At 40.5% G+C, this 12,961-nt stretch carries 10 protein-coding genes; 5 read left to right on the forward strand and 5 right to left on the reverse strand.

The genetic code is table 11. The features are described from left to right. Positions 1–52 precede the first annotated feature (52 nt). From KKC91_08210 to KKC91_08230, 5 genes are read left to right on the forward strand one after another with little or no spacing between them, the layout of a single operon-like run. On the forward strand, positions 53–2,410 hold the full coding sequence (locus tag KKC91_08210) for a DUF5060 domain-containing protein (GenBank protein MBU0478535.1): 2,358 nt from the start codon (positions 53–55) through the stop codon (positions 2,408–2,410). Further along, positions 2,411–4,639 carry a PKD domain-containing protein gene (locus KKC91_08215; GenBank protein MBU0478536.1) on the forward strand — a complete coding sequence of 743 codons (2,229 nt, stop codon included), beginning with the start codon at positions 2,411–2,413 and terminating at the stop codon, positions 4,637–4,639. Further along, a complete protein-coding gene (locus KKC91_08220) occupies positions 4,617–6,047 on the forward strand; it encodes a glycosyltransferase (protein MBU0478537.1) in 1,431 nt (476 codons plus the stop codon). The genes KKC91_08215 and KKC91_08220 overlap by 23 nt, the downstream gene beginning before the upstream one ends. Beyond that, positions 6,044–7,348 (forward strand): hypothetical protein, encoded by a 1,305-nt coding sequence (locus KKC91_08225; GenBank protein MBU0478538.1) that lies wholly within the window; start codon positions 6,044–6,046, stop codon positions 7,346–7,348. Before KKC91_08220 ends, KKC91_08225 begins: the two co-directional genes overlap by 4 nt. A gap of 47 nt (positions 7,349–7,395) precedes the next feature. Continuing rightward, positions 7,396–8,088 (forward strand): prepilin-type N-terminal cleavage/methylation domain-containing protein, encoded by a 693-nt coding sequence (locus tag KKC91_08230; GenBank protein ID MBU0478539.1) that lies wholly within the window; start codon positions 7,396–7,398, stop codon positions 8,086–8,088. A 13-nt stretch (positions 8,089–8,101) separates the two neighbouring features. Here KKC91_08230 and KKC91_08235 read toward each other — a convergent pair whose 3' ends face one another. From KKC91_08235 to KKC91_08255, 5 genes are all read right to left on the reverse strand, one after another. Next, a complete protein-coding gene (locus KKC91_08235; protein ID MBU0478540.1) occupies positions 8,102–9,877 on the reverse strand; it encodes a DUF5060 domain-containing protein in 1,776 nt (591 codons plus the stop codon). A 252-nt stretch (positions 9,878–10,129) separates the two neighbouring features. Beyond that, a complete protein-coding gene (locus tag KKC91_08240) occupies positions 10,130–11,257 on the reverse strand; it encodes a hypothetical protein (protein ID MBU0478541.1) in 1,128 nt (375 codons plus the stop codon). Between the two features lie 28 nt (positions 11,258–11,285). Beyond that, the gene (locus tag KKC91_08245; protein MBU0478542.1) at positions 11,286–11,546 is read right to left on the reverse strand and encodes a hypothetical protein; all 261 of its coding nucleotides are present in this window, start codon (positions 11,544–11,546) and stop codon (positions 11,286–11,288) included. Continuing rightward, complete coding sequence (locus tag KKC91_08250; protein ID MBU0478543.1) at positions 11,509–11,775, reverse strand: alcohol dehydrogenase catalytic domain-containing protein; 267 nt, start codon at positions 11,773–11,775, stop codon at positions 11,509–11,511. Before KKC91_08250 ends, KKC91_08245 begins: the two co-directional genes overlap by 38 nt. After that, positions 11,772–12,701 (reverse strand): class II fructose-bisphosphate aldolase, encoded by a 930-nt coding sequence (locus tag KKC91_08255; protein MBU0478544.1) that lies wholly within the window; start codon positions 12,699–12,701, stop codon positions 11,772–11,774. The genes KKC91_08250 and KKC91_08255 overlap by 4 nt, the downstream gene beginning before the upstream one ends. Positions 12,702–12,961 lie beyond the last annotated feature (260 nt).

The following is a 12,961-nucleotide window of genomic DNA, read 5'->3' on the forward strand; positions in this document are numbered from 1 at the left end:
TTCAAATAAGGCTGGCTCTATAATAGGTTTATAATGTAATATACAGGCAAACATGAAAAAACTAGTTATAATTTCAGCAGCGTTATTGTTTCTTATCTTAATTCTTACCAACAGAGCTCCTAAGAGAGGTTTTATAGCTCCTGGTCCAGAAGTCAGCGTGAAACCTTCTTCAACTAAACTACTGTATGACTTCGAAGATGGTGATGAAGGATGGGTGGCTGAATCCGGTGCTTGCCTAGCTTCAAGCAGTGATTACTCTACTCAGGGTAAAAGTTCTCTTAAGGTATCTGTTACCCTTCAGGACGAGATTAACTTAAAAAAGCTCTGTCATGCTAACTGGCTTGGGTGGGACAGGTTAGTTTTTGACATTTTACTACCTCGAAATGTTCCTGAAGGGATACAAGTACTTTTATGTCTCAAGGATGATGAGGATTTCTGGTACCAGAATACTCGCCCTTTCAGGCTCAAAAAAGGCTGGAATAATCTTTATGTGGATATCTCCAGCCAGAGCCATCAATGGAGTCCTAGGGGACATTTTAAGCCATGGAGCGGTTATGTTGCCCAGGAAGTTAAAGAACTGCGTATGAAACTTCTAAAAAAAATTTCTTATTCTGGTTCGATATACATCGACAATATTCACCTGACAAAACTGAAAGATACAGATGAGGAATTTACAAAGACCAAGCTGTATAATCTTAGAGTTAATTCTTCTCCGGTAAAACAGTATGAAAAATTTGAAATTAGTTTTGACCTATCAAGAGTATATGCTAATCCTTTTGATCCTGAATTAATAGACATAACTGCCTATTTCATCTCCCCCAGCGGGATAATTTCCTCTATCCCAGGCTTTTTCTACCAACCCTATTCCCGCAAATTAGCAGAAGGAAAAGAATATATTTGTCCCGTAGGGAATGCTTTCTGGATGGTGAGATTTAGTCCTGTTGAGGCTGGAAAGTACAGTTATTACTTAGTAGTCAAAGACGGCAATACCCTGAAAACAAAAAAATATCATTTTGAATCCGTCCGCTCTGAAAGCAAAGGATTTGTCAGAGTAAGTTCAAAAGATAAACAATATTTTGAGTTTGACGATAGCAGTTTTTACTATCCCATAGGTTTAAATATCATTTCTCCCTGGGATACTCCTTACGGGCAGAATTATGTTCCCAGTTTACCGATAGGCAAGGGCACTTATGCTTATGATGAATATTTCAATAAATTAGCTCAGAACAAAGCTAACTTTATCCGAATGTGGATGGCCCACTGGTGGCTTGCCTTGGAGTGGAACAGAGAATATGGGCCCTTCCATGGACTTGGCAGATACAGTCTCCAAAATGCCTGGCGAATGGACCATATTCTGGAAACGGCAGAAGAGAAAAACATATATATACTCCTAACCATTAATAACCATACTCAGCTAACCCATCACGAAAAAGGCTGGGAGCGTAATCCCTATAACACTACCAATGGTGGTTTTATCGCCAACCCTCAGGAGTACTTTACTAACTTAAAGTCAGTGGACTTATTTAAAAATAAAATGCGTTACATTGTCGCACGCTGGGGATACTCTCCATATATCTTTGCCTGGAATTTCTGGAGTGAAATAGATCTCACTATTGGGTATAAAAATAACCCCAAACATCAAAAACTAGTCCGCGAATGGCATAAGAAAATGGCTCGATTTGTACGGCAGCTAGATCCATGGGCTCATATAATTTCAACTCATTATTGTCAACACTCAAAGGCAGTGCATCTTCTTGATCTTCCAGAGATTGATTTTACCCACAGTAATGCATGGACTAACAATGACGGGTTGCCAGATTCACAGGTAATGGCAATCAGGCAGTACTACCAGGCTATGAAGATGTTTAACAAACCCATATTTATTTCCGAGTTCGGCGGCCATTGGGCAGGCAGTCCTCCTGACATAATGGCTCGGGATCTGCATACAGGGCTCTGGGCTAATTTTATGTGTCCTCTGGCTGCTAGTCCTCTCTTCTGGTGGTGGAATTTTGTAGAAGAAAACAACCTGTATTTTCACTATAAAGCCCTAGCTGAGTTTGCTGCCGGAGAAGAACGCAGAAATAAGAATTTAGAGATGAAAGAAATTTCTCTGGTTGATGAAAGCGGATACCTGAGAGCACAATGTCTGGGCAATAAAGATACTGCGTATGTCTGGGTATATAGTTTCTTAAGTGCGTTAAGAATTCCTAATGAGGAAAGAATAATGAAGAATGCCACTATCATTCTAGAAGACATACTTGAAGGTAGTTATGCCGTAGAGTTCTGGGATACTTATAATGGAATTATCACAGACATGAAAGAAATTGCTACAGTTGAGGGCAAATTAACCGTAAAACTTCCGGATATCAGCAAAGATATGGCTTTAAAGATTAAGCTGAAAGCAAAATAAATGTTCAAACTCAGGATTTGCACAGAATGGATTAGAGTTTACCTGGCATTTTTGTTAGGCATTTTTTCTCTGGCTCTGAACGTTTATGCATCAGAGAGTGAATGGTGGAATACAGACTGGAAATACAGGAGCAAGCTGGTGGTTTTAACTCATGGGCTCAAGACTGATATAGATACTGCTTCTTTCTTGTTCTATCCCGTGGGGAGAGTAAATAAGAATCTGTCCGATATCCGGATAATTGATGAGCAGGGAAGGCAGACTCCTTATAAAGTCAGCTCCAATGAGGAAGAAAATCTGATTATAGACTTCAAGGTGGATAATGCCTCCAAGTGTGAATACTATATGTATTTCGGAAATCCGAAAGCAGAAAAAATTGAGTATATGTTGAGACCAACCGCTAGCGGTTTGTTCCTGGAAACCAGAGAAAAAGCACGTAGTTCCCATCCCCGGGATTGGTCCCAAATGCAGACATTAATCCAGCAAAGCACTAAGATTTACGGCAAGGGCCCTCGCTGCCAAATCGATGACCTGGAGAACCCTTTTGGTTCTAATGAAAATTATCTCAGTATCTATCGTGGGACTATTTTCTGTCCGCTGGATGGCAAATATGGATTTGCCACTAACTCTGATGATGCCTCATTTTTGTTAGTTGATGGCAAGTTAGCAGTAAGCTGGCCTGGCGGGCATGAAAAGGAAGGTAAAGGACGACCCTTGATAGATAAATGGACTCACCAGGGAGAAATCTATTTAGAGAAAGGAGTACATCTTATCCAGTATTATCAAGAAGAGGGTACTGGCACACAACTATCACGGGCTGGATGGAAGAAACCCGGAGACAAAGACTTTATGATTATTCCGAAGGAGGCATTTATTGACAAATTAAAAGCCAGACAGGCTAGTCTTCAAGCCTATGGAAAACCTCTAAATGCTTTCTTCTTTACAGAGGAAAAAGAAAGCATGCGTTTTAATAGACAAACTCAGGAGTTGATATCTTTTCAATTTCAGGATGCTTCTATAAGTAAGGATAGCGGAACCCTTTCCTATCAATGGGACTTTGGGGATGGAAGTACCAGTAGCGAGAGGAATCCTCTGCATATTTACCCGGCTGACAGTATCTATAAAGTAAGATTACAGGTTAAAAATGTTGAAGACCTCATGGATATCTATGAGAAATATATTCAGGTACATCCCCGGAGTCAGCCGAAAAGCATCCAGCTGGAATGGAGAGTTACTAACACCCTGAATATATTCTACCCGCAGGAACTACTTCAGTTAGGGGTCTGGATAAAAAACTATTCTGATACTGGCGCTAAGCTTAAGCTCGTCTGGGAATCTCTGGATAATAGGGGAGATAAGATTAAACAGGGTTCTAGGGAACTCGTTCTGGAACCGAATCAGGCAGAAAAGGTGGATATTCCTCCGGCCCGATTTATTAAAGATAAAAGTATGGATTTTTATCTGAGTTACGGCGGTAATATAATAACAAAAAAGAAAATAGAATTTTTAGATGTGGGTTCTGAGTTTAAAGGTCTAAGAATCGTGGAGGGTCACATAGAGGATTCAGAAAATAGCTTGGTGCTCTTTCGCATCAGCCAGACAAAAGCTCCTGCTTATCGTCCCCATCGTACTCAAAATAAAGCAAATATTGTTATACTGGGAGCTTCTTTTTACAATAAAGACGATAATGATAACTGCTGGAAAATACTTTCAGGATTACTGAAGAATTATTATGGGAATAAAGTTAAGGTAAACCTCAACTATGTAGAGATTTCAGAGGATGCACAAGTTAGTTCAGGTCTTCTGGGAATATGCCGATTAGAAGAAGCTATTAAACAGAATCCGGACCTGGTCCTGTTTTCCCTGGGAATGAATGAGGTTATTAGTCATCTTTCTCTGGGGGAATTCAAGCGCTGTTTAACCTTTCTTACCACAGCTATTAAATCCCGTGGGATACGCACTGTACTGGTAATTCCTCCACCGGTTATTGATAAAGTGATTTTTTCTATGGATATAGCCATAGCTGTGAAAGAAGTGGGATTAAGGCAGGCGGTTGAAATGGTTGACCTTTTCAGCGCTTTTCCCAGGGAAGAGACTGCCCTTTCTCTGCTCTATCAATCTGATTTTTGTGAAAAAGTTCACCTTTTATATCCCCGCAGAGCTGGGCAGAGTTTAATAGCTAAACAAATCTTTGAAACAGTGAAGAAAAATGTCCCCAAACCAGAAAAATAAGCACCTAGTCACGCACGAGCTTTTTCATAAGCATCCGGAAGAGAGTGCCTGTCGCACTCTGACAGGAAGGCAGTGGATTATTCTCATCAGTTTATCAGTTTTACTGCTGGTATTCCTCATGGTATCACCTTCCAGATGCCTTATTCTGGCGAATTTTCTGGCAGTAACTTTCTATATTCTCTTCTCTCTCTATAAATTTTTCCTTATTAATCTGTCAATAATGAAGAAAAAAGAGATAGAAGTTTCTGCAGGAGAAATAGAAGCATTGCCTGATGAAAAGCTGCCTGTCTATACCATTCTGGTTCCCTTATACAAAGAAACTGAACTGTTAAAACAGATAACTACCTCTATTAATAAGCTTGACTATCCCAAGGATAAACTGGATGTAAAGTTGCTCCTGGAGGAGGATGACAGAGAAACCATAGAATTTACCCAGAAGCTGAGCTTGGACAGCCATTTCAAGAGAGTGATTGTTCCCCACTCTATTCCCAAGACCAAACCTAAAGCTTGTAATCTGGGGCTTTCCGAGGCTCAGGGAGAATTTCTTGTAATTTACGATGCTGAAGACGTGCCCGAATCCGACCAGCTAAAGAAGGCCATACTGGCATTCAGGAAGGTACCTGATGAGGTTATCTGTCTGCAGGCAAAGCTGAATTTTTATAACCAGCGGCAGAACTGGCTTACCAGATGGTTCACTACTGAATACTCCATGTGGTTTGATCTTTATCTGCCGGGCCTGGGAGATTTTGATGCCCCTATTCCCTTAGGTGGTACCTCCAATCACTTCAAGACAGACAAGCTCAAAGAACTGTGTGGATGGGATCCTTATAACGTAGCGGAAGACTGCGATCTGGGAATCAGACTTCATAAGAGGGGATATCGTACCCAGATGTTAGATTCCACTACCTGGGAAGAAGCTTGCAGTAACCTGAAATACTGGATTCGCCAGAGATCCCGCTGGGTAAAGGGATATATTCAAACATATTTAGTAAATAATCGTCATCCTGTCAGTCTCCTTAAAAAACTGGGTATAAAAAATTATCTCAATTTTCACATGATTGTTGGAGGGATGTTTTTCTGTTTTTTAATGAATCCCTTTTACTGGCTGTTGACTTTGCTGTGGTTTCTTACCCGCTGGCAGGAGCTGGCTATCTTCTTCCCGCCGGCAGTATTTCTTCTTGGAGCACTGTGCCTTTTTGTGGGTAATTTCGTCTTTATCTATACATGTGCCATAGGAGCCTATAAAAGAGGTTATTATGATTTGGTGAAATATGCACTGATAATTCCGCCTTATTGGGCATTAATAAGTATAGGAGCGTGGAAAGGCTTCATACAGCTGATAACCAGACCATTCTACTGGGAAAAGACCCGGCACGGTTTTTTTCAGGAAAATAAGAGAGAAAATTGAGAATCTCTAAAACTAAATTTATGGAAAACCAGGTTATATTCCTGGCTGTTTTTGCTTTCAATTTAATTATTGCTTATTTCCTGGTCTTCAAATTTGGCTATGTTGCAGAGGAGGCAATCATTCGCACCGGCCAGGCTCTTGATTTAATCAATGGCTATAATAGAGGCAGACAGAGTCTGATATGTTCAGTATGGTGGTTACCTCTGCCTACTTTTATTCAGTTGCCTCTGGCTTTTTGCAGGTTTCATCTCCATAAGCTCTTCCTGAATAATATAATATCCAGTTTCTTCGCTGCCGGTACTATAGTCTTCTTAAATATGCTGTTCAAACACTGCGAATTAGACCGGCTCTACCGCTACCTGCTTTTGGCTGTTTTTCAGTTCACTCCTTTAATTCTCTTCTACTCTTCTAACGGTACCAGCCAGATGATATTTGTGCTATTTCTAGTAGCCTCACTCTATTATTTGCTAAGCTGGTTAAAAGAAAATGGTTTGAGAGATTTTCTGTTTATGACGTTAAATACTTCCCTACTCTGTTTAATCAGGCTGGAAGGATTTTTTTATGCTCTAGCTATCCTGGCTATTGTTGTCGTAGTATCATTTCATCAGAAATATCAGCGTTCCCGGAAAGAAGGTCTCCTGCTTCTCTATCTTGCTCCAACTGGCTATCTGATCTCGCTCTGGTTTCTTTTTAACTGGCTGATAATGGGGGACTTGCTCTATTTTTTGAGAGGAATATTTTCTGGAGGAGGACAGTTGGAAAATCCATTGCTCAACTTTGTTATTATTTTACCTTTCGTTTTTATCCTATGGGCCAAGTTCCTTGAACTACAGGAAAAGAATAATCATTCCTATACTCTAAAGAAGTATATTTTTCTTATTCTCCTGATTGCCAGCTTGTTTTCAGGTCGAGCTCTTCATCTAATTAAAAAAGAGGTGAACTGGGCGGGTAGGCATGAGCAAGAAATGGCGGAAATTGGAGCATATCTGGCTAAATATAAAGCGAATAGCCAGGTTTTAGTTACTGATTTTCAGGGTTACTTATTTAAATATTATGGCAGTGGGACCTATTTACTTACTCATTGCTTTGACTTTGACTTAGAAAAAATTCCTCCGGGTGATGAACCAGTTTATCTACTGGTTTCCCGTCCTGAAGACAAAGCTGGTTTTGGAAGTATCCACTGGAAATATCCTAACATTTATAATGAGGGTACCAAGTTTACTATGCTGGACCGGGATTTTGCCACCTGGCGGCTTTTTAGAGTAATTCGCGTTGATGGCAAGCTCATGGATGAAAGATAAACAATAGCTGGAATTCTTATTCTTAAATATGATAGATTAGGATTGAAATGAAAAGAAGAAATCCATTCAAACCAGTGGCGTTAAAGCATGGGTTCACGCTTTTGGAGCTTTTGGTTGTTATAGGCATAATTGCCGTACTTGCCAGCATACTTTTGCCTGTAGTAAACAGGGCTAGGGAAGAAGGGCGCAAGACGGCATGCATACAAACCATGAGACAGATTTATCTGGCTGTATCAATGTATAAGGATGACTACAATAATTATCTGCCTCCCTGGCTTTCTAATTTATATCCAAGTTACATCGGCACTAACAAAAAAATTTACCTTTGTCTCAGCGATACTTCAAAAGGAACAGAGGGTGGAAAACCTGATTGGCACCAGGATCAATACTCAGAGACGGATGATACCAGTTCAAATACTACCGCTCCAGGTCGTGACCCGCAAATTACCGCCTGCAGTTATCTCTATGAGTTCTGTGGTGCTACTTGTACATGGTTTGAAAACAGTTATGTCTCAAGTTCATCTGAGTTTATCGAAGCTGATACAAATAATGATGGTACAGTAACATGGAATGAAGCGAAGAAATGGCAGATGAAAAGTTATATGGGACCCAAAATTCCTATTGTGAGGTGTTTCTGGCATACCAGATCACCTTTAACAAATGATGATATTGTTTTGAATATGAGCTATGATGGAAACTTAACTATAAGCGGCCCTGAATGGGAAACCACTACTCATTAGAGGAGGTTCCAGGTTATTCCAAATAGCTGATTTTTGCGGCAATATCTCTGTTGAAAGAAGGTATGGCGATAAGCAGGCTACCATCAGCGCATTTTATCTCTTCTTTTTTCAAAATTATGCCCTGATAGGTATCCCACCAGTATATCAGATAGTTGCCGGTTCTCAGGCCAAGTATCTCTCCATTAAGCGCATGCATTCTTTTATCGCTTTTATTCTGGATCCACAGTAACAAATTGGTGTTATCTTTGTTAACCAGAGCATGAGTTCTTACAAGAATAGACGGGGTGGAATTTCCAGGATGATAACACTTAATTTGCCTGAACTGATAGTTTTCCTTTGTCCATTTCACATCTTTAACAAATTCTGCCAAGGCCTTAAAGTGATAATAAAGATTATTCTGGTCAATATGGCTGTCCCACCACCAGCTCATAGCCGTCCCGGCAGCTAAAGAAAAGACAGTGCTCCAGATACCGTCGTGCAGATAGTAGCCTTTGGGATCGCAACGTGAGTCCTGGTTGCTGTGAGTTATGGCAAATTCACCTACTAAATGAGGTTTAGCATACAACGTGTTCATTGTGTATCCCAATTTCTGGATCGTGAGAACAATGTCTTTACTCTCGTAGGTCCGGCTTTGAGTAAAATTAATGCCAGGTAACTGGAATACCTTAGTATCCCCCGGATTCTGGAAATAACTGGTGGTTACAAGATGTTTGTAGGGGTCGAACCTGGAGAGATATTGTATTATCTCCTTATGCCAATCCCAGACATTCTCAGAGGAGTAATTATCAGTGAAATCAACCTCATTCCACAGTTCCCAGGCCAATACATTGGGGCTGTAACCCCAGCGGGCTATAATATAGCGAAGTTTTTGCTTATAATACTTTTTTGCCTGAGGACTGGTAAAAAACTCCTCTGGTTTAGCGCAGGGGCCGCCATTCGTCTTATTATATAGATTAGAAGACCATTTCCCGTAGGTTGAGGTGCTATTCAAAGTATTAAAAGTATCTATACACAGCATGACGTATATACCTCTGCTCTCTGCCAGATTGAGTACGTAGTCCAGCCGCCAGGCATCAGCCATGTTATAGCTGCCAAGTTTCTCCCATTCCAGAGCAAAAGCCCATGGAGAAAGCCAGATTCTAGTATAATTTTCGCCGGCCTCTTTCATTCTGGAAAAATAGTAATCATAATCGTAGGTACCCTTATTAGAAGAATACCAGCATAGATTATGCCCCACTGCAAAGTAAGGACTTCCAGAGTCGAATTCAAAATAACGACGATCCTCTGGACTAACCCTGATGAAGCCGCGAGTGTCTGAGGAAGTTACATGGAGTTTCCTGCGTCTAGAATGGTAAATATTAAGTTTATTCTTGAGATGAAGCTGATAGTAATAAATTCCTTTCTGAGTGGGAGTAAAGCGTATCTTCCAGCATGGCTGCCCCTTAGGAACAAGAGAGACGTTCCCGTTCTTCGGAAGACTCCGCTGGTAATCCTGATAGAGAAAGCCGAGTATATGTATTTTCTCCCTCTTCGGTGAGTAGAAAGTAGCGGTTACTTCAATATTCTCAGGGTTGAAAGGGTTGCCAGTGAACTGCTTCAGGTCAAAGGTAAGTTCAAATTGCTGGTAAGTCCTGATTGCTTTCTTAATTTCAGTTCTGAAATTTATTTTTTTCTCGTCTGCACAACCGGTCAGAATTAACCCGAGCATGATAAAACACAGGCATGTTCTTAGAATGACTTTTTCTCCCATGACGTCATCATAATCAAATTTTGGGATATCTTCAAGCACATCTTGAGCTTATCAGGGATTGTGGAATAAACAAGATTGAAATATGCTCTAGTATCTCTCATTTTAATCATAATAACACCGAACATACAGAAGAGGTCAGAAAAAGTCTTCAAAAGTTAAAGATGGAAGCAGTCTCTTACCATGCTCCCTGCATAAAACTGATTTATCCAGAAATAACTGAGAAAAGAGAAGAGAGGGAAAAAGCCCCCTGTACCTCGTGAGTTTTTTAATGAAATATAAAGCTCAGGCTAATCATGACAGTGTTCCCCACATCTCTTCCTTGAGATCAAGGTAATATATATAATTTTCATATTTGACATCCGGAGGACATCTATGGTCACAGAATGGTATGTATCCTCCTCTTTCCACAAGCGGAACCAGTGATTCCAGATATTTCTTAATGGCATCAGGTCCTTCTATAAGTTTCATCTTGTCAACACCGCCCATAATCCGAAGATCCCTGCCGTATTCCTCGAGAAGATTTGCAGGATGTGTACATCCATTCACTTCGTATGGAAAAAGACAGTTAATCCCGCCTTCCATGAATCCTCTAAGTATTGGCCTTACATCGCCATCGCAGTCGACATACCAGATATCTATGTTGTGCTCTTTAAGCTTTTTATTGATTCTTTTGTATCTTGGAACGACAACCCTGTTAAAAAACTCAACTGATACAATGGGCCCATTCTTAAAACATATATCCTCCCAGCCTGATGCAAAATCAAATTCAAAATGAGGCAGGATCTGATCCAGAAAATCCTCGACAAGAAGACATACTGTCTCAACCATATCCTCAACCATATCAGGATAATCGTAAATTGCGTATGCTAATCCCTCAAAGGTGAGCATATCCCTTATTCGCCCGATCATCGAACCACAATTAACACCCAGAGGGTACGTTCTGTCCTCAGGATGCATTTTCTTATATTTCTCAATATCAACCTTTCTGTCTGGTTCTTCACGGGAAAACCGCTTTTCTTTACATTCCTTCCAGTCATCGGGAGTTACAATGGATGACTTTATATAGTGAGGGATTGTATCATGCCCGTCTTTTGGAACTTCCGCCATAACCCCGTATCCATTTATAATAATCTTCTTATCAGCAGTTTCTGATATAACCTTGCCATCTTCGAATGGGGGAACCATCCAGGTTTTTCCCCTTATATATGTTATCTCATCAAAATTAAAGAATATATCTGCTTCGTCATTATTTGTAATATTATTTTCCCTAAACTCTTTCCATTTTTGAAAATTTTCATCCCAGTACCCAAACTCCATATTAAAACACCTGTCAACTGGTTTATAGTGCATCTGATTATTAAAGCGTTCTCTGTTTGTCATGGTCCCTTTCCATTTTGGCCTGCATGGTGTAATTAACATTTTACAATCTCCTGTTTTACTCCTTAGTTTAACTGATTTTTCTCATAAATTCCAGTGTTTCTCTGAATGATTTCACACCTGATGTTGCACCAGTTGCTGTTGTAGCCAGAGCACCTACTGCGTTTGCAAACCTGGCGGTTTTTTCCATTTGCCACCCTCTTATTATTCCTGTAAGAAATCCTGCTATAAAACAGTCGCCTGCTCCGGTAGTATCTATTGCTTTTACCTTATATGCAGGCGTTTTGAGCTTTTTATCCTTTGTAAAAACATAACTTCCTTTTTCTCCCATTTTTAAAACCGCTTATTTCTTTTCCTGTCTCTGCTATTTTACCTGCTATTTCGTGGCCTGTAATACGGGGTGGTGTAATTAGCTTATGTCCCTGATTATAGATTCTGAGGTCACTGCCGCAGATAGCACATGCTTTAATCTTAACAAGAACTTCGCCCGGTTTTATTTCAGGATCCGGGACCTCTTTTAGTATAATGCGTTTTGGTCCTTCATAAACTGCAGCTTTCATTGACTTTCCTCCATATTAAGCTTTTGTGATGAGCCTCTAATCATATAATAATCACAAATCAATCTGTCTATTCTTTCAGCAACATGTTTCTGAGCAAGAGAGATATCATTCGGGTTTTCAGCTATGCTTTTCTCATAAACCTGGCGGATATCCGTACCGATGTTGATTTTCGATATGCCCTCTTTTATGGCATCAAGCACATAACTGCGATGAATGCCTGAGCCGCCGTGAAGAACAAGGGGTACGTTTGTTACATTCCGGAGTTTGCGCAGATGTTCAATATTAATTCTTGCGGCGACCTTTTCCCTGTTTTTTGCCGTGCCGCTTATTGCTCCGTGGATATTCCCTACGGCTACAGAAAGCCAGTCAACAGAGGTCTCATTTACGAATTTTTCCGCCTGCTCGGGATCTGTAAAACCTTTGGCAGATGCAAAAAGTTCTTCGTATGGAGGAAGAGGCCCCTTTTCATGTCCGAGGACTGCGCCAAGCTCAGCCTCTACCGGAATATTCCTGGCATGAGAGAGCTCCACCACTTCTCTGGTTACAGCAATATTCTCTGCAAGAGTAAGCCTCGATCCGTCAATCATGACAGAGTCAAAACCCAGCTCAAGTGCCTCCATAATAATGAATTTCCAGTCTACTTTTTGATTGTCTTCGTCTATAACGGGTGTATGGTCCAGATGAAGGCGGACATGATTTGTATCCGCAAATTTCTGATACTCACAGGCTACCTTTCGATTACTTCCTGCTTCAAATTTTTCCACATCCGGACGGGCTACCTGTACCAGACCAAAACACTCATTCCTCTTCAAACTGTCTATAACGGGTTTTACCATTGGCAGATAGGGAACATTAAACGCAGGAATAAGGATCCTTAATTTATGAGCTTTTTTCATAATTACCGTCATGTTTGAGTTACTTAACATTTTACTATCTCCTCTATGCTTTGTTTTGAGAACCGAACAGAAGTATTTTCTGCCTTTTGCTTCAGGTTTTTTAAAAACATCTCATCAGGATACGATTCAGGGTGAATCTCTAGGGTCAGGGGCATACGTGTTAAGTTAAGCGATGCATTTTCTGATTATGGGTTTCTCAATTTCGAGTATTGGATCACATTGAGTTTCCATGATTTCGAGAGTGGTCAGGCGTGATCGCTGTCGGTTTTTGAGACAAGCGGGAATGATAG

The organism is bacterium (genome assembly GCA_018812485.1).
In the GTDB taxonomy this organism is placed as follows: Bacteria; JAHJDO01; JAHJDO01; order JAHJDO01; family JAHJDO01; genus JAHJDO01.

Coding starts and splice junctions, on each gene's coding strand:
- KKC91_08210 (MBU0478535.1), top strand. CDS start 53: ATGAAAAAACTAGTTATAATTTCAGCAGCGTTATTGTTTCTTATCTTA.
- KKC91_08215 (MBU0478536.1), top strand. CDS start 2,411: ATGTTCAAACTCAGGATTTGCACAGAATGGATTAGAGTTTACCTGGCA.
- KKC91_08220 (MBU0478537.1), top strand. CDS start 4,617: ATGTCCCCAAACCAGAAAAATAAGCACCTAGTCACGCACGAGCTTTTT.
- KKC91_08230 (MBU0478539.1), top strand. CDS start 7,396: ATGAAAAGAAGAAATCCATTCAAACCAGTGGCGTTAAAGCATGGGTTC.
- KKC91_08240 (MBU0478541.1), bottom strand. CDS start 11,257: ATGTTAATTACACCATGCAGGCCAAAATGGAAAGGGACCATGACAAAC.
- KKC91_08245 (MBU0478542.1), bottom strand. CDS start 11,546: ATGGGAGAAAAAGGAAGTTATGTTTTTACAAAGGATAAAAAGCTCAAA.
- KKC91_08250 (MBU0478543.1), bottom strand. CDS start 11,775: ATGAAAGCTGCAGTTTATGAAGGACCAAAACGCATTATACTAAAAGAG.
- KKC91_08255 (MBU0478544.1), bottom strand. CDS start 12,701: ATGTTAAGTAACTCAAACATGACGGTAATTATGAAAAAAGCTCATAAA.